The organism is Methylomonas sp. MgM2 (assembly GCF_054172045.1).
Window position 1 is genome coordinate 13,742 of record NZ_JBSYXO010000001.1, and the last position, 20,155, is coordinate 33,896.

At 48.9% G+C, this 20,155-nt stretch carries 15 protein-coding genes; 6 read left to right on the forward strand and 9 right to left on the reverse strand.

The genetic code is table 11. The features are described from left to right. Positions 1-14: 14 nt before the first annotated feature. The 7 genes from ACW73I_RS00070 to ACW73I_RS00100 form a co-directional block, all read right to left on the reverse strand. Complete coding sequence (locus tag ACW73I_RS00070) at positions 15-3,125, reverse strand: type I restriction endonuclease subunit R (RefSeq protein WP_458027157.1); 3,111 nt, start codon at positions 3,123-3,125, stop codon at positions 15-17. Continuing rightward, entirely contained in the window at positions 3,126-5,009 is a 1,884-nt protein-coding gene (locus tag ACW73I_RS00075; protein WP_458027158.1) for an RNA-binding domain-containing protein, read from the reverse strand. It abuts the gene before it with no gap. A gap of 2 nt (positions 5,010-5,011) precedes the next feature. After that, on the reverse strand, positions 5,012-5,440 hold the full coding sequence (gene hepT, locus ACW73I_RS00080; RefSeq protein ID WP_458027159.1) for a type VII toxin-antitoxin system HepT family RNase toxin: 429 nt from the start codon (positions 5,438-5,440) through the stop codon (positions 5,012-5,014). After that, entirely contained in the window at positions 5,430-5,825 is a 396-nt protein-coding gene (gene mntA, locus ACW73I_RS00085; RefSeq protein WP_458027160.1) for a type VII toxin-antitoxin system MntA family adenylyltransferase antitoxin, read from the reverse strand. The genes hepT and mntA overlap by 11 nt, the downstream gene beginning before the upstream one ends. Next, positions 5,825-7,291: a restriction endonuclease subunit S gene (locus ACW73I_RS00090; RefSeq protein ID WP_458027161.1), complete on the reverse strand. Its 1,467-nt coding sequence runs from the start codon at positions 7,289-7,291 to the stop codon at positions 5,825-5,827. Before ACW73I_RS00090 ends, mntA begins: the two co-directional genes overlap by 1 nt. Positions 7,292-7,550: 259 nt before the next feature. Then, positions 7,551-8,642, reverse strand: coding sequence for a PDDEXK nuclease domain-containing protein (locus ACW73I_RS00095; RefSeq protein WP_458027162.1), 1,092 nt, complete (start codon positions 8,640-8,642; stop codon positions 7,551-7,553). Beyond that, complete coding sequence (locus ACW73I_RS00100) at positions 8,639-10,807, reverse strand: type I restriction-modification system subunit M (RefSeq protein ID WP_458027163.1); 2,169 nt, start codon at positions 10,805-10,807, stop codon at positions 8,639-8,641. Before ACW73I_RS00100 ends, ACW73I_RS00095 begins: the two co-directional genes overlap by 4 nt. Before the next feature lie 685 nt (positions 10,808-11,492). Here ACW73I_RS00100 and ACW73I_RS00105 point away from each other — a divergent pair. From ACW73I_RS00105 to ACW73I_RS00125, 5 genes are read left to right on the forward strand one after another with little or no spacing between them, the layout of a single operon-like run. Then, positions 11,493-12,311, forward strand: a complete 819-nt coding sequence (locus ACW73I_RS00105) for a hypothetical protein (protein ID WP_458027164.1) — start codon at positions 11,493-11,495, stop codon at positions 12,309-12,311. Next, positions 12,308-13,165: a hypothetical protein gene (locus ACW73I_RS00110; RefSeq protein ID WP_458027165.1), complete on the forward strand. Its 858-nt coding sequence runs from the start codon at positions 12,308-12,310 to the stop codon at positions 13,163-13,165. The genes ACW73I_RS00105 and ACW73I_RS00110 overlap by 4 nt, the downstream gene beginning before the upstream one ends. A gap of 1 nt (position 13,166) precedes the next feature. Then, positions 13,167-16,031 (forward strand): tyrosine-protein kinase family protein, encoded by a 2,865-nt coding sequence (locus tag ACW73I_RS00115; protein WP_458027166.1) that lies wholly within the window; start codon positions 13,167-13,169, stop codon positions 16,029-16,031. Beyond that, positions 16,009-16,959 carry a hypothetical protein gene (locus ACW73I_RS00120; RefSeq protein ID WP_458027167.1) on the forward strand — a complete coding sequence of 317 codons (951 nt, stop codon included), beginning with the start codon at positions 16,009-16,011 and terminating at the stop codon, positions 16,957-16,959. The genes ACW73I_RS00115 and ACW73I_RS00120 overlap by 23 nt, the downstream gene beginning before the upstream one ends. After that, positions 16,952-18,127, forward strand: a complete 1,176-nt coding sequence (locus tag ACW73I_RS00125) for an N-6 DNA methylase (RefSeq protein ID WP_458027168.1) — start codon at positions 16,952-16,954, stop codon at positions 18,125-18,127. The genes ACW73I_RS00120 and ACW73I_RS00125 overlap by 8 nt, the downstream gene beginning before the upstream one ends. Positions 18,128-18,560: 433 nt before the next feature. Here the strand turns inward: ACW73I_RS00125 and ACW73I_RS00130 are convergent, their stop codons facing one another. Continuing rightward, positions 18,561-18,965 carry a hypothetical protein gene (locus tag ACW73I_RS00130; protein WP_458027169.1) on the reverse strand — a complete coding sequence of 135 codons (405 nt, stop codon included), beginning with the start codon at positions 18,963-18,965 and terminating at the stop codon, positions 18,561-18,563. 112 nt (positions 18,966-19,077) lie between these two features. Here ACW73I_RS00130 and ACW73I_RS00135 point away from each other — a divergent pair, with 112 nt between their 5' ends. Continuing rightward, entirely contained in the window at positions 19,078-19,278 is a 201-nt protein-coding gene (locus tag ACW73I_RS00135; RefSeq protein WP_458027170.1) for a hypothetical protein, read from the forward strand. A 73-nt stretch (positions 19,279-19,351) separates the two neighbouring features. On the opposite strand, the gene ACW73I_RS00140 is transcribed toward ACW73I_RS00135, so the two are convergent. Then, positions 19,352-19,681, reverse strand: a complete 330-nt coding sequence (locus tag ACW73I_RS00140) for a hypothetical protein (protein ID WP_445369491.1) — start codon at positions 19,679-19,681, stop codon at positions 19,352-19,354. Positions 19,682-20,155 lie beyond the last annotated feature (474 nt).

The window sequence follows — 20,155 nt, forward strand, 5'->3', positions numbered from 1 at the left end:
ATTGCAGACCCTGTCTATCCCCCGGATTGAGGAATGCTCTCAAAAATCACCCTGGACAGCACCGCAAATGCCGCATCCTCGAACGCTCTGTCGTCCATGTAACGGCTAACGATCTTGTCGTTTTCGTGCATGCGTTGAATCATAAGGTCTTCCAGCATTTGCCGCAGCCCCAGCTGAAACTTGTCAAACGGATTGGCTTGCCGTAATTGAATTACCTCCGGCGTGTTGGTGGCTTTTTCCTTGATTTGTTCGAAGAACAAGCGGTCTTCTTCGGTAAAATCCGTGCCGAAACGGTTATTCAATAGCTCTATGATTTCCGACAGCGGGGCTTTTTCGTCCTTGGCTTTGCCGCTGCCGACATCGGTGGGACTTTTTACCGCGTACTCGCCTTGCTCATCCGCCAGATCAATCGCGCCGGAAAATACCCGCTGCAAGCGGTAATATTGCAAATCGACTTCGTCGCCCAGCTTGACGAGGGTGTTATCCCTGTCCGGCGGCAAGTGCGGCAATAAAAAACGGCCAAAGCTATACAGCATTTCCAGATCGGGATCGGCATAAGGCATGATCTGGCTCAAAAAAGCATACACATTGACATAACCGCTTAGCTTGCCCCGAAACATAGAACGCTGTTCCTCGTCGCTAATCGCCTTGAACCGGTCCACTGCCGGTTGTAAATGGCGCTGCAGATGAGCGTGATCAGCCGGATTCTGCTTATTGGGCGAACGGTAGAAAATACGAGCAAACGCTTCCACTTCGTTCCAGTAATAAATCTGCATGCCGTCCGAATCATGCTTGATTTGTTCCAGCAAAGCCGGGTCGGAGCTTTCCTGCAAACTGGTGGCGTCGTAATAGGGTTTGAATGCCTGGTAAATGCCTTCAGCTTCATTGACAAAATCCAGCACAAACGGCGCATCCTTACCCGGCAGCATGCGATTCAGGCGCGACAGGGTTTGCACCGCCTGCACGCCATCCAGGCGTTTGTCGACATACATCGCCATCAACTTCGGCTGATCGAAACCGGTTTGGTACTTGTTGGCGACCAGCAGCACTTGATAATCGGGTGAATTGAAGCGCTCCGGCAATTGTTTTTCGCCGATAGCTTGACCGGTCACGCTGTCGACGTTCATGCCCGGTTCGGTGTATTCCTGCCCGGTTTCGGGATCGAGCACCGTGCCGCTAAACGCCACCAAGGGTTGCACATCGCGGTAACCGTGTTGCTCGATATAAGCCTGAAAGGCCTGCATGTACTTAACCGCCAGCAAGCGGGTACTGGTCACCACCATGGCCTTGGCTTGACCGCCCAAATGGCGCTTAACGTGGTGGCGAAAATGCTCGACGATGATTTCGATTTTTTGGGAAATATTGGTCGGGTGCAGCACCAAGAATTTGGCCAAGGCCCGCGCGGCCTTTTTCTTGGGCAGGTTCGGGTCGTCCTCCATCGCTTTGACCAGTTTGAAATAGGTCTTGTAGGTCGTGTAGTTTTGCAACACGTCCAGAATAAAACCTTCCTCGATGGCCTGGCGCATGCTGTATAGATGAAACGGCTCGGGCTTGCCGGTATGGCCAACGCGGCCGAACAGCTCCAGGGTCTTGCCCTTCGGAGTAGCGGTATAGGCGAAAAAGCTGATATTGGGCTGGCGGCCGCGCGAGGCCATCACTTGATTCAAGCGGTCTTCCCAGTCCGGTTCTTCCCCCTCACCCCCGTCCCCTCTCCCCGCAGAGGCGAGGGGAGATGAACCGCCCAAAATCGACTTGAGTTCTCGGGCCGTTTCACCCGTTTGCGACGAGTGCGCTTCGTCGACGATCACCGCATAACGCCGCTTGGCTATCTCCGCTTCCCAGGTTTTGGCTTGGGTTTTTGCCGGCTCGTCCGCGGCGTCGATATTGTCGGCACCGGCGGCATGCAACAAGCCGCGCAATACAAACGGAAACTTCTGCAATGTGGTAATCACGATTTTGGTGCCGTCGATCAGCGCCGCCGCCAACTGCTTGGCATCCTGATCGATGGCCTTGACCACGCCTTGCGCATGTTCGATTTGATAAATCGCATCCTGTAATTGCCTGTCCAATACCTGCCGGTCGGTAATCACAATCACGCAATCGAATACCTTTTGTTCATCGGCATTATGCAAACTGGCCAAGCGATGCGCCAGCCAGGAAATCGAATTGGTCTTGCCGCTGCCGGCCGAATGCTGGATCAGATAATTCCGGCCGGGTCCTTCCAGTTGTGCGGCAGACACCAGTCGCCGGGTCGCGTCGAGTTGATGAAAGCGCGGAAAAATCACCGCTTCTTTCCGGATCAAGCGGCTGCCGCCCTTGCCGTCGTCGACTTTTTCTTCCTTTTTCTCGATAAACATAAAATTGCCGAGGATGTCCAAAAACTGCTCGCGCGCCAGCACCTCTTCCCAGAAATAACCGCTCCGGTAGCCGGACGGATGCTGCGGGTTACCTACCCCGCAGACCACTTCCCCCGGATGGCTGCCGCGATTGAACGGCAGGAAAAAGGTGTTTTTGCCGGCCAGCCGGGTAGTCATGTGGACTTCGTCCGGGTCGGCGGCAAAATGCACCAGCGCCCGCTGCTTGAACTCGAACAATGGCGCCCGCGGATTGCGGTCGTTGCGGTATTGCTGAACCGCATGCCGCCAGTTTTGCCCGGTCCACGGGTTTTTCAGCTCGCAGCTTGCCACCGGCAAGCCATTAACCGCAAACAGCATGTCCAGCGTGCTGTGGTCACCCGGATGACACGGCACCTGCCGCGTCACCGTCAGCCGGTTTTGTCGATAATGCGCCAGCACCTCGGCATTCAAGCCGTGCGCCGGTTTGAAATAGGCCAGCCGAAAGGTCTTGCCGTAAAACTTGAAGCCGTGGCGCAACACATGCAACGAGCCTTTGATCGCCAGTTGCTTGACCAGCTCGTTGACGATTAAGGTCTCCAGATTGGCGCCATGAAGCTCGCGCATGCCGTCCCAAAGCAGCCTTTGGGTGGCCGCGATAAAATCGGTGATGCGCGAAGGGAATAAAGCCAGCTCCTTGTCCCACTCTTTCACCGAACCGGCTTGCCAGCCTTTGGCCAGCAACATTTGCTCGACATAGGTTTCGAAGGCTTTTTCGGTGGTTTGCTTCATCTAATCATCCCTGTTGATGGTTGATTGCATGTCGTCCCACAGTGATTGTTCAGTCGTGCTATAGGCTTGGTCAACGCGGTTGGGCTTGTCCGGATAACGCAAGGACAGCAAACCATGTTCTACCATGGGATTGAGGAAGCGTTGGCGTATGCTCTCCGAATTGCGATTAAGCAAATTGGCAATTTCATTCCGGGTCAACCAGCGATTCAGGCACAGCGTCAGAATAATCCGTTCCATTTCTTTAGGCATTAAGCGCTGCTGGCTTCTCGCCGGAGCAGCCACGGCCAACAAATCGACGTTATGTTCGGAGTCGGCGCCCTTATGTAGGGAGTCGGCGTCCTTATGTAGGGAGTCAGCGCCCTTATGTAGGGAGTCAGCGTCCTTATGTAGGAAGTGGTCGGATACAGGTGCACGGTAACGGCTCCAACGCCCTTGACCCACCTGTTCCAGCGCGCCCTTGGCCACCAGGCCTTGCAACAGGCGCGTCACGTCCGCCGCATGCAACAGGCAAATCTGCCGCAGCCGGGCGTTGTCCACATCGCCTTCAATATCGGCGGTCACCAGTGCCTGAACCTCTTCTTTACTGAATTTCCGCCACGTGTCGCCGAACCGCTCTTGCAAACGAGTCAACGAATCGTCGGGAATCAAACTCACGGTAGGCAAGCGCCATTCCACGCGGTCCGGCTGCACCTGTTCGCGCACCATCGGCGAGCGCCAATGCTGGCTGGCCCAACCTTTGCGCATTTTATCGATGCCCGAACCGGCTTTCTCCGCCGCGCCCATCATCATAAACATGGTTTGCAAGGCTTTATTGCGGCACTCGCTGACATTGCCGCGCAGCAGCTGATCAACGGAAACCAGCAGCGTGCCGGGATTGGCAAACTGAAAGGCATCGCTAAGTTTTTCCACCACGATGCCGCCTTGGCCCTGGTAATCGGCATGGATCAAGGTGTTGACCAAGGCTTCGCGGATGGCTTCGTGTACCTCGGCTTCACCCTTGCGGAACAAATCGCCGTCCAATTGAAACGGCAATTTCAAATCGGCATTCAGGCGTTGAATGGTTTTCAAATAAAACTGGAACAGATTGGCGCACCAGGTGCCGTCGGCGGTCAAGCGGTCGGTCCAGCGAACGGCAGGATCGTCGGACAGTTTTTCCCGGTAATCGACATGGTAGCCGGGTAATGCATCTCGGATGGCTTCGTCCCGGCCGAACATCAATAAACCCGCCACGGTCAAGCCTTTCTGGCCGCTGGCGCGGTCGCGCCGCCAACCGCCGAGTTTGCTCAACAAACCCTGATCGTCCTCGCTCAACCAGGGATGGGTTGGCTTATGCGAGGCAAAGCGTTGCCGGTATTGCTGCAAACTGGGTAAATCCAGATCGGCCATGCCGAAATGCTCGAGAATGCGGCTATCGGCGGGCTGTTCGGAACGATCCGACAACATGCGCCCCACTTCCTGCTCGGTACAGCGGTAATCGCCTTCGTAATTGCGCCGGTAAGTACCGGTCAGCGGATTTTGACCCAGAAACACCGGTTTTTGATAACGCCCGGCTTGCGGCACCCGGATCGCCACAATCAAACCCGCCTCATGCTTTACTTCGGCCAAATCGCTGTCGTTTAACAGGTTCAGGCTGACCTTGCCGCGATTGTTGACGGTATCCCAAAACGATTTTTTCAACTTTTTAACATCGCCAACCCCGCTGACCCGGCCGTCATCCTCCACGCCCAACAAAATTACGCCGCCCCGGCTGTTGGCCATCGCACTGTAGGTTTCCCAAAGGCTGAGCGGCAAGCCGCCCTTGGCCGATTTGAATTCCAGATCGTCGCCTTCGTCCCAATTCAGCCGCAGCAGAATGTCGAACGGATTCAGCATTGTCGAATTCATGGCTAGCCTTGCCTCGGGTCGGTATCGCGCAATAGCAACGCACGGCTGTAATCCAGAAACTCGTCCAGATGCCGGGTGATAATGCTGACGGTAATCGGCAGATGCAACTGCTGGTAATCGTGCACGGCGATGTTGCGAAACCCCACCATGCGCTTCAATGACGCGGCCAGTTCGGCAGTTATCCAGCCGCCGCGCGCCAGCAACTCGAAAACGTCGCGGGCGCTTTGCGGTACGCCCAGTTTTTCGCGGCGAATCAGATGCTGTCCCATGTCCAGCGCCGCCTCGCAGGCGCGTTGAATGTTTAGAATCGCCGCGTCCTGGCGAGTGAAATCGATGGCAAAGCCGTCCGGGTTGGCGGCGTATTCCTCGCGCGCCCGCGCCACGCAACGCTCGATGCTGGCGGCTTTGTTGATCAGTACGTCATCGGCCATACACGCTGCCTCGTTGGGAAATATCGGCTAACAGCCCGGCGCGGGCGCTATCCAGTTCGGTTTTTTCGCTCAAAATCGCCGCTTCGTACAGCGCCGCCTGGGCGTCGCGCGCCCACCAGCGTTGACCTTGAGTAATGATTTGATATTGCATCACGGTCGATGCCGCGCGCAAATCGAGCAAGTCCACCGGGCAGCCGGCCAGATCGGCCAGTTCGCCGGCCAACGCCCATAAGCTTTGCGGATCGGCGTAACCTGCCACCAGCACCGCCAAATCCAGATCGCTGTCCGGCCCTGCCGTGCCTTGTATGCGGCTGCCGAAGGCGTACACCGCCAGCACATTGTCCAGTCCGGCACGCAGCTTGGCGACGACGGCATCGCTATTCATCACGCCTCCCGCACATCGATTTTACCGGTGACGGCGGCGGTGATCAGCGCGCTGCGGTATTCCTGCAAGCGGGTAATCGCGGTTTCGACTTTTTCCACCAGCCGGTCGATTTTGGCGGTTTCGCGATCGAGGTAGGCGGCGATGGCGGTTTGTTCGGTAATGGGTGGAATTGGAACACTCAATGAACTAATGATTTCAGTATTTAAATTGGGCTGCCCGCTGCCTTGTTTAATTCGGTCTCGAAGAGTATTGGTCAGCGATTTCAGATAAAAGTATAGAAACTTGATATTCGCAATGTTTGAAACACTTTCGAAAGCAACAATACCGTCATTGCCACACCCTGAGATATTTAGAATTTTGGGTACACCAAGCGTTGCGCCGCTATTGGTCAGCACTAATGTTCCTGAATTGATAATTCGACTATAACCGGCTCCTTCTTCTGTTAGCATTGCTTCAGTCGATGTTAGAAACATCCGGTCATCCTTTGTTATTTCTCCTACCGTGATCCAAGGAATAAAGTCTCCATCAAAATATCGAGGGTCACCAGCCGGACGAGGAGATGCTCCGCGAACAATTATTGAAATATGTCCAAATTTTTTTAAATCCCAGTGGGTTGGTATTTCCCCCAACCACTCAACCCCGGAATCCTTGAATGCTTGGGATGGCGCGGGATCGTTGGTAGGGGCGAATTTATTCGCCTCGGCCTGCGGGCGATTGAAATCGCCCCTACCGTAGTTGGCGGGCGCTTCATGGACTGAGGCGTTGCCGGTGGTCAGGCCGAATTCCCGCGCGGCGTCGGCGGGCAGGCCGCGGGTGACGGTGCGGGAAATCAGCGCGCTGCGTTTTTCCTTGAGCAACTCGACCAGCTTGCGCTTTTTCGCCACCAGCGTATCGATCCGCCCGGTTTCACTATCCAGAAAATCGGCGATGGCGGTTTGTTCGGTTTTTGGAGGGACTGGCATCAAGCCGTTTGCCAAATAACTCATTTCGATGGACTCTACCGTGGTGCCGGATTTACACCACTGCTCCAGCAATAGTTTTTGGTTGCCCTCGATAAACCAACGTAGATATTCGGCATCAAGACGCACACCCAATTTGAAGGCTCGCATATCCTGATTCAAAGTAACCGGTACGTCGTTTATGGCTACCGGTAACGAATGACGGAGAATTCCGGAACGAACCACAATCAATACATGGCCGGGCGCAAGAGTGCCGCTAGCGCATTGTTTGGCTCCTTCTGGGGTTAAGTGATCTTGGGTATCCATAATTCGGCCAACTTTCATATCCTTTGGTGAAACCCAAGGAATGTCTCCATCGTCCCAGAATTGATTTTCGGTTGTTGAAGGGGTGGAACCGCCTTTCATATGCGCCAAATAACGTATCTTTTTTACATCCCAACCCTCCGGCACATCGCCCAACCACGCCACGCCGCTGTCCTTGTATTGCGGATAAGCCGGGTATTTCATCGGCTTGCCTCCTGCGAGCAAATGTAGGCTGGGTTGAATGCCATGAAACCCGGCAAAGACAAATCTTGCCGCCGGGTTTCATTATCGTGCTTTTCAAGTCGCAGTTGCTCTACCCAGCCTACGCGCCGGGCAACCCATTTACCTTTCTGGCAAACCGTTAAGCATTTTTGAATAGTTGCCTTTGGGCGTTGTTTGCCCCCGTCTATCCGGAATTTCCGGCGAGTTGCGGCCGATCTTTGGTATTGCCTGAATACTCTCTTCACGCCTGCAACTCCCGCAATTGTCGGTCGATGAATTGCTGCATGGTGGTTTTGTCCGGCATTTCCAGCAGGTATTTGGAAACGAACAATTGGTTGTCCATGCCGGCCAGGGCATATTCGATCAAGGCGTGGTTTTTCTCGGTACACAACAAAATGCCCACCGGCGGATTGTCGCCGTCGCTCATCATGTGTTGCCGGTACCAATTGACATAAGTGTTCAACTGGCCGATGTTGTGGTGACTGAAGGCTTCCAGTTTCAGTTCGACCAAGACATGGCATTTGAGGATGCGGTGGTAGAACACCAGATCGACGAAAAAGTGTTCGTCGCCGATCAGGATGCGTTTTTGGCGGGCTTCGAAACAAAAACCGTGGCCGAGTTCGAGCAGAAATGCCTGCAACTTGCCGAGCAGCTGGTCTTCCAGTTGCGATTCGCTCATCACCTCGGCGGCTTTCAGACCCAGAAATTCGAAGATGTAAGGATCGCGGATGTTGAATAGCGCCTGCGGTTCGGCACCCTGTTGGGAGAGTTCCGCCAGCTTGAGCTTGTCGTGCGACAGACCGGCGCGTTCGTAATACAGGCTGCCGATCTGGCGTTTCAATTCCCGCACCGACCAGTTGCCGCGCAGGCATTCGATTTCGTAGAAGCTGCGCTTGGTGTTGTCGTCTATATCGACTAACAAATCAAAGTGGCTATATGACAGGCGAGTCATCAGTTGCGGCGTCCCCTCGGATTGTGGGGACGCTGTCCCCACTTTTTGCAGAATCGATTCCAATGCGGGTAGGAGCGGCAATTGTGGGGGCAGTGTCCCCACAATTGCCGGGTAAAACCGATAAAAGCGAAGGTAACGATAAAGCTGGCGGCGATTACAGTTGCTAATGCCGTGCAATGCTTGCGATAACTCGTCGAACAGCCTCTCGCCGTATTCTGCACGATCCCCGCCTTGTAATTCGTAATCGTTGATATAACCGCCAATCAGCCAATTTCGTATAGTTAAGCCGATATTGACGGCTTTACCAATTTGATTGATCAAGTCCTGATGCAGCGTTTGAATGCTCTCGACTAATTGTTTGAAAGTGCTTATATGGCTCACGCCGTCACCTCCCGCAATAACTCAACAATCCGGCCTTCCAGCGCTTTGATCTCGGCTTCGATGACTTCCAGCTCGCGCGGCGGCTCGTAGCGGTAGAAATGCCGGTTCAGCGGGATTTCGTAGCCGATTTTGGTTTTGCTGTGGTCTATCCAGGCATCCGGTACGTGCGGCAACACTTCGCGCTGAAAGTAATCGTCGATAGTTTCTTTGAGCGGGACGGTTTCGGTGTCGCGCAAGTCGGTATCCGGTTCCGGGTTGCCTAGTTTGTCGGTGCAGATTTGCGCTGTCGCTCCCGGCATCCTGTCTCCCGCGACACTGGCACATTTCTGTACGGCGTCATCCCTTTCGCCCAGCGCCGCCAGCACGGCTTTGAGTTCCGGTGCCGACAAGCGCAGGTCGAGGCCGCGCTCGATGCCGCGCAGTGCCGTCAAGAATTGCTTGCGGTCTAAAAACAGAGTGTCGCCATGCCGCTCGGCAAATGCGGCCAGCAAATCACGGATTTGTTGTTGGCGCGCGCGGCCGGCTTCGATGTCCTGCTGACGCGCGGTTTCGTTCTTTTTGCTGCTGGCGGCGAGCTTAACAAACGCGCTTTGTTCTTCCAGACGGGCGATGCGCTCGGCGCTGGCTTGGAAATTGAGCCTGAGCGGGCGCTCGACGGTGATCTTGTGATAACCGAAATCTTCGTTGTCGAACACCTTGCTGACAAGCAGTTCTTTGTCTTTGCCGTCAACTGTAAAGCCCCTGGTTTCACCATCGGTAAAGTTGGCGTAGATGCGGGTGATTTCGCCGATATGGTCCGGGTCTTTGGCTTTGTCGCCAGGGTCGCCGATGCGGCGGCGCTTGTTGCCCAGGGATTTTTCCATAGCCACCCAGAAGTTGCGGGCGTCGATCAATTGCACTTTGCCTTTGCGCCGGATTTCCTTGCGGTTGCTGATGATCCAGATATAAGTGGCTATGCCGGTGTTGTAAAACAGTTGTTCCGGCAGCGCGACGATCGCTTCCAGCCAGTCGTTTTCGATGATCCAGCGCCGAATTTCGCTTTCGCCGCTGCCGGCGTCGCCGGTAAACAAGGGCGAACCGTTAAACACAATGCCGATGCGGCTGCCGCCGTTTGCCGGGCTGCGCATCTTGCTGATCATGTGCTGCAGGAACAGCAAGGCGCCGTCGTTGATGCGCGGCGTACCGGCGCCGAAGCGGCCGGCATAGCCCAAGGTATCGGCTTCCTGCTGGATGACTTTCTGTTGCTGTTTCCATTCCACGCCGAATGGCGGATTGGCCAGCATGTAGTCGAAAGTCCATTTGTTGCCGTCGCTGTCGCGGTCGAAGCCGTCGCGGGTGAAGGAGTCGCCCAGGATGACATTGTCGGCGTCTTCGCCCTTGATCAGCATGTCGGATTTACACACCGCCCAGGCTTCGTCGTTAAAATCCTGGCCGAATACCTTGGGTTGGGCATCTTTGTTGAGCTTGCGGATGTATTCTTCGGCCACCGATAACATGCCGCCGGTGCCGCACGCCGGGTCGTAGATGGTTTTGACCACATGACTTTGCGCCAAATCCTGCTCCGGGCCCAGCAACAGGTTGACCATCAATTTGATGACTTCGCGCGGGGTGAAATGCTCTCCGGCTTCCTCGTTGGATTGCTCGGCGCCGATGCGGATCAGTTCTTCAAACACGTAGCCCATCTGCACGTTATCCACCCGTTGCGGCGACAAGTCGATGGCGGCAAAGGCTTTGACCACTTCGAACAGAATGTTCTTTTCCGCCATGTGGACAATCTGTTCGCTGAATTTGAACTTCTCCATGATGGCGCGGACATTGGGAGAAAAGCCGTTGATGTAGCTATTGAGATTGGGCGCGAGATTGTTCGGATCGTTGAGCAGGGAATGAGCGGCGTTTTTGTCGAACTGCATCCGCGACAGATTGTAGAAGCGGTGGCCGGTAATGGCTTGCAGCCGCGCTTGTACGACACGCTCCGGTTTGGTTTTAAGGCTTTGGAATTCTTCGAATGCCTTGTCTTTGGTGGGTTCCAGCAGACAGTCGAAACGGCGCAATACGGTCAGCGGCAGAATGACTTTGCGGTATTCGTTGCGTTTGTACGGGCCGCGCAGCAGGTTGCAAATACTCCAAATAAAATTGGCTAATTGGCCGTGAGTTTCGCCGTTCATGATGGTTTTTCCGTTGGTATTTCGAGGCTTGCCGATGTTCGGGTTAGCGAACTCGACTGGTCATTCCCTGCGTTGCCGCTAGCGGCCTAAGCAGGCAAAATAGACTACTGAATGGGGTTTGGCAAATGAAATGGTGCCGGCAATAGGAATCGAACCTACGACCTTCGCGTTACGAGTGCCATAATTATATTTTAACTTATTGATTTTAATAAACTTAAACAAATAGCTCTCACGTTGCAAAGCCTATTTGTGCACATTCGGGTTTATATGATTTACCCAGATTTTACCCAGCAATTCTCTAATGCAGCAGATTTAAAGAACTGCGCGCCATGCCCTGCAGGTTGTATTATCGGACTGAGGTCTCAACGTTAATGCAACTGATTTTACCTATCGAGTTTCTCCAAAAGCGCCCAAATAGCCAGTCCCTGGGCCTTTGGGAATTGGGGGCTATAAAGCAGTCGTTGAAAGGCTCCCCAAACGGCCAAAAGCAGACAACAAGCTTTACATTTGGCGGACAGCTGCTGAACGTATACCAGTCATTCGGTTTATCTATTCTCCACGAAGGGTATTAGCAAAATTTTCAGAGCGGTAATGCCAAAGACAAACCTATGAAAATGACTCTGACTCTGCTACTCTAAAAACCAAAAATAACAAGCAGTTGCTTCAAAAACCTAGCATGGAATAGATGATGGTTTGGGATTATATAAATCAAATTCAGCAAGCACATCAATCAGGCGATCTGAAAGATGAAGAGCAATTGAAAATGGCGCTTCAATATCAAAACAAACATAACACGCAATCGATATATCCTTTTATCTGTGATCGTTTGCAAACTTATTCGCTGTGTCACGAGATAAAAGAAAATGAAGATAGCCCTTCTTCACCTCTATACGGAAATGCTGAAGGACGAACACTGATTAACGAGTGTCGGCAGCAAGCGCATTCGCAATCGAAAACGAATGGAACTACGCTTAAATGCATAATGAAATTTGATCAGCTGGCTGGAAAAACAGGCATTGCTATTAGCCCTCGTCTGCTCGCATCAACCAATCAAGCGATAAGAACATCCTACTTCAAACCGGCTTGGGATGAGTATCAACAAAAATGTGCTGGACGGTTACTTTGGCTCAGCGAGCCACATATCCCTGCCGAGCCAATACATAGCACTGCTCAAAAACTTGGTCTTTACCACTGGAGACAGATTCAGCAAGGCGAGTTGATTTTATCTCTAACCGTTCGCGCCAATGACATCTACAAACCAACCTTATTGGATGCCGGTATGGCATTTTATTTTGATGCGTCACCTGGATATTTACACCACGGATATACTAGAGACTTGGCAACAGGCCAACAGGGTTATAAGGAATGGGTCAGCTATTTTGATGCGTTACTGGAGTTGGACGATGTACAGCTTTTAACAATGCAGACCGACATTAATCTTGGCGAGTTCACCCAAGAGTTCATCCTCTTTAGCGCAGAACAAATCGAGAACGCACGCTCATGAACAAGGACCAACTGCTCCACTACGCACAAAGTGAAGAGATACTTCATTCGTACCTCCTGCAGCGACTTAGCCTAACCGAAGAGCAGGAATATGCAGTTTGTGCTCACTACCAAGCCGACGAACATAAAGAAGATATAATTTTTACACTGTATCACTATCTGAATGATGAGCAGAAAACTTGGTTTTGGAATACATTAATTTCGCTATCAAAAACTGCTTGGGCATCTGAAAATAGTATTTTATTCAAAAGTACAGTATTGCTTTATTGCAGATTGGGCTTTTCTGCTGCGAAGTCATTCAGATGGCAACCTTTTTTTACGAAGGAAGAAATTACATGGCACCCACCCGTCACTCAGAAAAGGCTCGATATGAATTACTACGCGTTATTGCTAATGAGTCGATGGGAATGGTTGCCAAAATCCGAGATAATATTTTTTTGGCAAAATCAGTTGCACACACTGATACCGCTAGCTGCACAAAATAATTCATTAATATCTGTAATTACGCTGATTGTTAATTATATTGAACTTTTAGACCAAAAAAGCTGGAATCTGTTAATTACCTATTTTATTAAAGACCAGCAACTCTGTGAAAAACTGAATTACTACATCATGACTAGCTTTTATTTTTGTGATGAAGTCAGTGAAAGACAACATGAATTGATTGCAAAACTTAATTCAGCCCTTGCCATTGCTCGCGCTAATAATTTGTTGAGTTATGTTGAAAAAATTCTTACTCCACTGAAGGGTCTAGGTTGGAAAATAAAGGCCGCCGTGGATGAGTTGGATAATAAAAATTCAAAAAACAACCCGAAGAAAACCCCTCCCTGGTCGCAATTGAAAATGGCGGCATAATATGAAGCGGACTCGTTTTATTTGCTTTTATTCCTACAAGGGCGGTACTGGGCGTAGCTTAACCTTAGCCAATATTGCCTATTTAATGGCTTTTAATGGTCGTAAAGTGCTAATCATGGATATGGATATGGAGGCGCCAGGTCAGCATAAAACCGAATTATTTAATGAAGGATTATCGACCATTGATGAAGATAAGCCCGGTTTGCTGGAAATGCTTTGTGAGCGTAAAAAAGCACTGGATAAGGATGGTGTTTTTTTTATTGAATTGGAACGTTATATTCGCCGCAGCTCGGTTTTTGATCGAGATATTTCCGCTCATGCCGATGGCGAGCAAGCCTTTATTCGCGGCAACGGCAGCATCGATTTATTGCCTGTTTCACAAGCCGTCAACAACGAATTTCAAAGCCAGTTAGCTGACTGGAACTGGGAGCAGTTTTATACCCAATATAACGGCGAGGATTTTTTACAATATTTAAAAGATGAAATCCGCGAGGCCGGTTACGACTATGTATTAATCGACTCGCGCACCGGCATGAGTGAAGTATTTTTTGTCAGCACTTTTTCGCTGGCTGATAGCGTGGTGCTGGTCAGCAGCCTCAACAGGCAGAATATTGAAGGCAGCAAGTTGGCAGCGAAAACTTTGCTAAATCAGCAACTCATAGAACAATACGGCAAAAAAAATATCTATGTAGTTTTTTCGCCCGTTCCCGCAGATGCCCCTAGCGAAATTGAACTGCGCATCAATGAAATTTTTTTTGAATGGCCTGAATTAGAGGGTATTGATGCATACATCCCTTATCGCCATAAACTTGCCTTGACTGAGAAAATATTAGTTCGGGAGAATAAAAAGTATCTAAATAGTGATCGATATATGGATAGTTATACTTCTGAGCTAAATGCGATTTATAATAAACTATCAAATTCTGAGGATCATTCTTCTGTAAAAAGAGAAGTAGAGGTCACCAACTCTATCAATCCAACATCCATCAATCCATTTCCTGCAATTCGTATTGAATATTGGGAGCCTAAGTCTGTGGTCAATTATTTTGTTGATCCGGGCAACAACATTAGCCATGCGATGCAACAGTTCATGCCAACCGTGTTATTTGGCTCTCGCGGCACGGGTAAAACCATGCTGGCTCGTTGGTTTTCGTTTGAAACCTTGGCCTACCAATTAAAACAAAAGAATATATCAAGCATAATCGAATTGAATAACAAGCCAATTGGCTTATGGTTTAGATTGGATGTTGATTTGTTGAATACTTTCAATACTAAAGATAAAGGTTTGATTGACACTTTTAACGATTTGTTTGGGCAGTTCTTTGATCTACTGGTTTTAAGAAAAGCCTTAGATGCCTTGGAGACATTAGGCGGAGTTGAATCTTGGTGCGATGTCAAAAAGCTATTTACTGTTTTATCTCGTGAAATGGCAATTGAAACACCTGCTCAAAATTATGCTGAAATGCTGGAGTTAATTGAAAGCTCTTTGTCTGATATGCGGCGTTATATTAACAATCCAGCTAGGGCCCCCCAGCCTTTCTTACTACAAGACAACATACTAATAAAGCTACTGGCAGAGGAGCTAAAAAGAAATAACAACTTTAGGGGATGTTATTTTACTGTGTTTATTGACGAGTACGAAAACTTTCATGCTTACCAGCAGCGCGTTATCAATACCCGAGTAAAACAGGTTAAAGAATCGGATCGGGTAACTTATAAGTTACTGGCCCGCAATGATGGTTTTCGGACATATGAGACGCGTGCAACCGGTCAGTCGATTGAAGACACCCATGACTATCGCGCCTATTCAATGGATGAAAAATTAGATTTTCATGATTTCAAAGAGCACGTCGAAAAAATTATTTGTAGACACTTGCAAGATTCTGTCTATTTTAAATCTCGAGGTTGTTTGGATACCGAAAACTTATTTGCTCGCTTGAATGCAGAAGATGAAGCAATCTTAATCGCCGATAAGCGCGGCAATGCGCCTCTCAAGAAATGGCTGGAAAAACAATATGGCCTGCAAGTCAGTCAACCTTTACTGGACTGGATGGATGATGAAAATAATCTGCTACGCCAAGCCGTTGCGGTGGTATTACTCAATCAAGGTAAACGGGTTGAGCAGATTATTAGCGCTTTTAATGCCAATAATGAGACCGCTAAAGACTGGTATCACAATTATCATCGTGGGGCGTTATATTGGTTATGCAGCATATATAAAAAGTCGAAAACTTATGCGGGATTTGAGCAAATCGTTGGCGTGGCGGGTAATAACACCCGCGTGGCGTTAGATTTATGCTATGCCATTATTGAGGAATGGCAGGCCAGCGACCTTCAATTAAATTTGCCTATTAGTATTGAGATTCAATCGGCAGCGATACACAAACAATCCGATACTTATTTACGTGGTTTACGAGACCGCCGCAATGACCATGATTTTTATCGTTTTGTCGAGCGTTTAGGCCGATTATTTGAAATCATTCACAAAGGCCCGCGACAAGGCGAGCCGGAAATTAATCATTTTTCAATTAATGGTGATATATCTAAGGAATTAGATGATTTTATTAAAAATTGCCGTATAGAGGCGATTTTGCGCTGGTTGCCGGGTAATAAACAAAAAAGTAAATCGGACCAACAAAAAGATGCTTGGCAGTTGCATCCACGCTATACGCCAAAGTTTGATATTTCCTGGCGTCGAAAAAAAATGCTTAAATTAACGGCTAATGAACTTCAGGATATTGTTTTTGGCGATGATGAGGCATGGAAAAAAATTGTTAATCTAGTTGAACGGAAATACTGTCACATAAAAAATATTACTTCTACTAATCAAACCAGTTTGCTCGATGAAGATCACTCAGGTATTTAATAACAGCACATCCGATTGGCAAAGTTTATTAGATCAACAGTCTTGGAATGTATTGATTTATGGTGGAGCTGTCAGTAATAAGGAAGATCGTTGTAAAAAGGTATTGGAACAGTTTTCAAAATTACCCGATTGTATAAAAATCGGCATCAATCGCAAAAGTAAACGTCACTATGATTATCAGTTTCACTGCAATGGCAGCGAAATCGATTGTGAAGGCCCCTTGCAATTCACACAACAACTTGATCAAGTACTACCTGAAAAGCCGTTAAACATAGTTCTGGACTTAACCAGTATGGATCTTGACATTATTCTGAATATAGTGCCGTGTTTAATAGACAAACGGGTCGATAATCTGTTTGGTTTATATTTGGTGCCGGCCAGTTATGGCAAAAAACCTGAAGATAGACTCGAATTACTTGAAATTGCCCAGCCTAGAGGTTATGTTACTTTTCATCCTAGTTTTTCCATTCGTAACAGCACAACGGCACACTATTTACTATTAGGGTTCGATAAGGGGCGCGCCGAATATTTTTTTAAAGAAAAATATGATTGGGATATGCAGTATATTCACGCTATCATCGGTGATCCGCCTTATTTTAATAATGGTGTAGAAATAGCAGAAAGTGCGAATCCTTGGATTAAACACATACCGCAGAAGAATGTTCATCGTGTAGATGCACGTTATCCCGACAATATCCGGCAGTTTTTTATAGATCGCTTTAACACTGATTCTGTATTTGATGTGGTGCCGCAAGGCCCCAAGCCGATGTTATTGGGTTTTCTATTGTTTTATTTATCGTTGAAACCGGCCGATCAAATGCGCATTCGTATTCTGTATGACTTTCCTTCACCTCGTGAGGGATGCACCGAAGGTATTGCCCACGGCTATTGGTATAACTGTAATGGTTTGTTGAATCAAAATGCATGAGCCCGGTTGTTATTACACGCGTAATCGGGTATCCGATCTACTGATTTCCCAACTCCAGACCCATCAACCTGAACACATACTGGATTTAGGAGCGGGTCATGGAGCTTTGCTTATCGCTGCCCGCCGGCGTTGGCCAAATGCATTACTGCATGCGGTTGAACCCCACGGCCAAGGACATGCTTTTTTACGGATGCGTTTTCCGGGTATCAACAGTCAGCGTTTGGATGGGCTTGATTTGCATTTAGAGCAGACGTTGGGGTTGGAAGCCAGTAGTATGGATGTAGCGGTTTGTAATCCACCTTATCTACAGTTTGCTAATCAGGCTAAATTTCATTCCTTATTTACCGAAGCAAATTTACCCAGTTGCTTGCAGTTCTCAACACTTTCAACCGACTTGGTTTTTTTGGCGCAAAACCTGCGTTTACTGAAAAACCAGGGTGAATTGGGCATTATCGTGCCGGATGGCTTATTAACGAATCATTGTTTTCAGCTGTTACGTGAGGATTTACTAAGCCAACATCAACTGTGCAGCATTATCCAATTGCCGGAACATATTTTTCATCATACTGAAGCACGAACCCATATCTTGGTTGTGCGCAAACACGGCACGACCACTCGTACACTGGCGCTTCATCGCGCCGATAGGGACGGAACTATCGTTGAATCTATTCAAGTCAATTCCGCTGACTTGGTTAAACGTATGGATTTTCAATTTTGGAACTGGCAACAACAAGATACAAAATCCTCAACATCTTTAATCGGTTTAACCTTGGCTGAATTAGGCGCTGAAATTAAACGGGGCCTATCGACGAAAAATGACTATGAACGAGCTGGCGTGGAATATTTTCACACTAGCCATTTCCGGCATCATGGTCATTATATTGATTTGCCTTCCGCGCCTCTTTCAGCGACTGGATTAATTGCTGCACAAGGGGACTTATTACTGGCCAGGGTTGGCAAGCGCTGTATCGGACATGTGGGTTTAGTTAGTCACGGACATTTGCCGATTACCGATTGTGTGTATCGGATTCGAGTTGCAGAACCTTACCGTATCCCAGTTTTAGCAGCGCTCAGCGGTTCATCAGGGCAACACTGGTTAAAAGCTTATGCACATGGAGTTTGCGCACAAGTCATTAGCAAAACTGATTTATTGAAATTTAAAATTTAGGATATTAAGCGTTAATTTTGATTGGAGAGCAGAATCGAGGTCTAGGCGGATTTTCAGTGACTTGTTTCAATGATCAAAAAGGTTCAAGAATCGTCAAATCGACCTAGCTCATTTTTTACAAACCAGTAGCTATGCGTGATGACATTCAATTAATTGAACGACAGCTTATTTGCCTTTTCTTGCCATTCCAAATTAATTTTCATTGTCCGCAAGGGGTCGGCTGACGACTGTCACCTTATCAAATTCATCGCCCGGAAGCCGTCATTGAATTCCGATACCCGAAAGCTGCCGTTCGTCACTGTACCCAACCGACCCCTTGTTGACATTCGCAGCATTGCGCTCAATGTCGGGAGGGCTTCAAATAGCAGCCATTCAACGCCCAGCTCACCCGACTAAAACCGCATCGCGGTTTTTGGTCGGGTGAAGCGATGTGTTATGTTTCGATTGATGTAGAGTCATATATATTCTTGAATCTTATAATTTTGCTATTTTCAAATTTGAACACTACTTGTGAGCCGCCTATTATTACTGACCCTTCACAGGATTCAATTGATTTTCCGGACAAATTGTATTTTTCAGTTAGATCATTCAGAGGGTAATCATAATCCTCACCGGCTTCTGGCTTAACGTAATGAGGGCTTTCATTTGATTCCCTCCAAAAAACTATTCCGTAGTCAAAATAGAGCCTATACCATTTGCCCGATATTTTTAGCCAGATTACGTTAGCAGCTTCTTCGAGTTTACCTTGATACCAATATTCCTGAGCTATGAGCTTTTCAATAACCTTTGTCTTTAAGTCAGGCCATTCGCCATTGACTGACAACTCTTCAGATTCCATATGCTCAAGAAACATAACGCTGAACTAAGGCGCGCCGCAGACAAATTTTAAACAAAACCGCGACGCTTCCCGGCGTCGCCTTGAGTGCCGTGTTATGCGGCAGGATGGAAAAATGCATTACGACCGCGAAAACGATAAATTGGTATCTATGGACAGCGACATGGAAATTTACCCAGTAAATCCAGAAACGCAGACATTTAAAGGTACGAAAACCATTGAAATCTATATATTAGACAGCTACGTCAGGATACCGCTCAGAAAAATCGACGAATTGATTGATGGGTTAAACATGGCGAAGAAATTAGCCGTATAACGCCCAGCTAAGGGGCTGGTTTGGAGCGTAGCGGAAAACCAGTCCCGCTTGAGCTGATTGTTATGTGCGACCACTATGAAAGGGCCTCTTTAGAACTCATTGTAGGTTCAGTATTGCCAAATGCTGGGGATCTATCACCATCATAAGGCTCCAGATTTACCCATGACTGAATAATATTGATTTCGTTTTCCATAAATATGGTTGTCTTGATTGAATGCACCAAATAGCGAATTGGGTTGTTTTCTGATGCCAACTGACCAACACCACGCAACCTTCTCCAACCATGATCATCAAATCTTTGCCCAACAAATAGATTAGGGAAAGGAGTATCTGAAACAAATGATGCAACTGGCTCATGTTCGCCAGAGATATCACAAACAAATAGCTGATATTCAGATTTCACGATTACTCCTTTCTAGCACATAACGCTGAGTTAAGGGGCGGCTAGCCCCGACAGCGACATCGTAAACGGCCTTGCGAGCTGCTGCAATGCATCTTACGTCCCCTTGAACGTCAAGGTTAGGCTAGCGGCCTGGCCTCGTATCATCAAAGCTTCCAAGACGTGTCAGCCGTCCTGACACGGGGACATGCGTCAGCATGCTGTCCCTGAGCGAAGCGAATCACTCACCTGCGTCCTCCAATCAAGCACGGCCTTCATGTAGACCAAAGGGGTTTTAAGAGAGGCGATCCCGCCACCGGTGCGAGCGCTCAGCGGCGCACGGTGGCGGAGCCGCCGTCCCTAGACTAGATATAAAGGACACTTAAGTACGGAAATCGGTAAGACAAAGGGGTACGTCGCTTAGTAACACAGTACCCTGTAATTACATGCACTGGCTCAGACACCGGCAGCGGTGCCCAGTAACACAGCTATTGATAA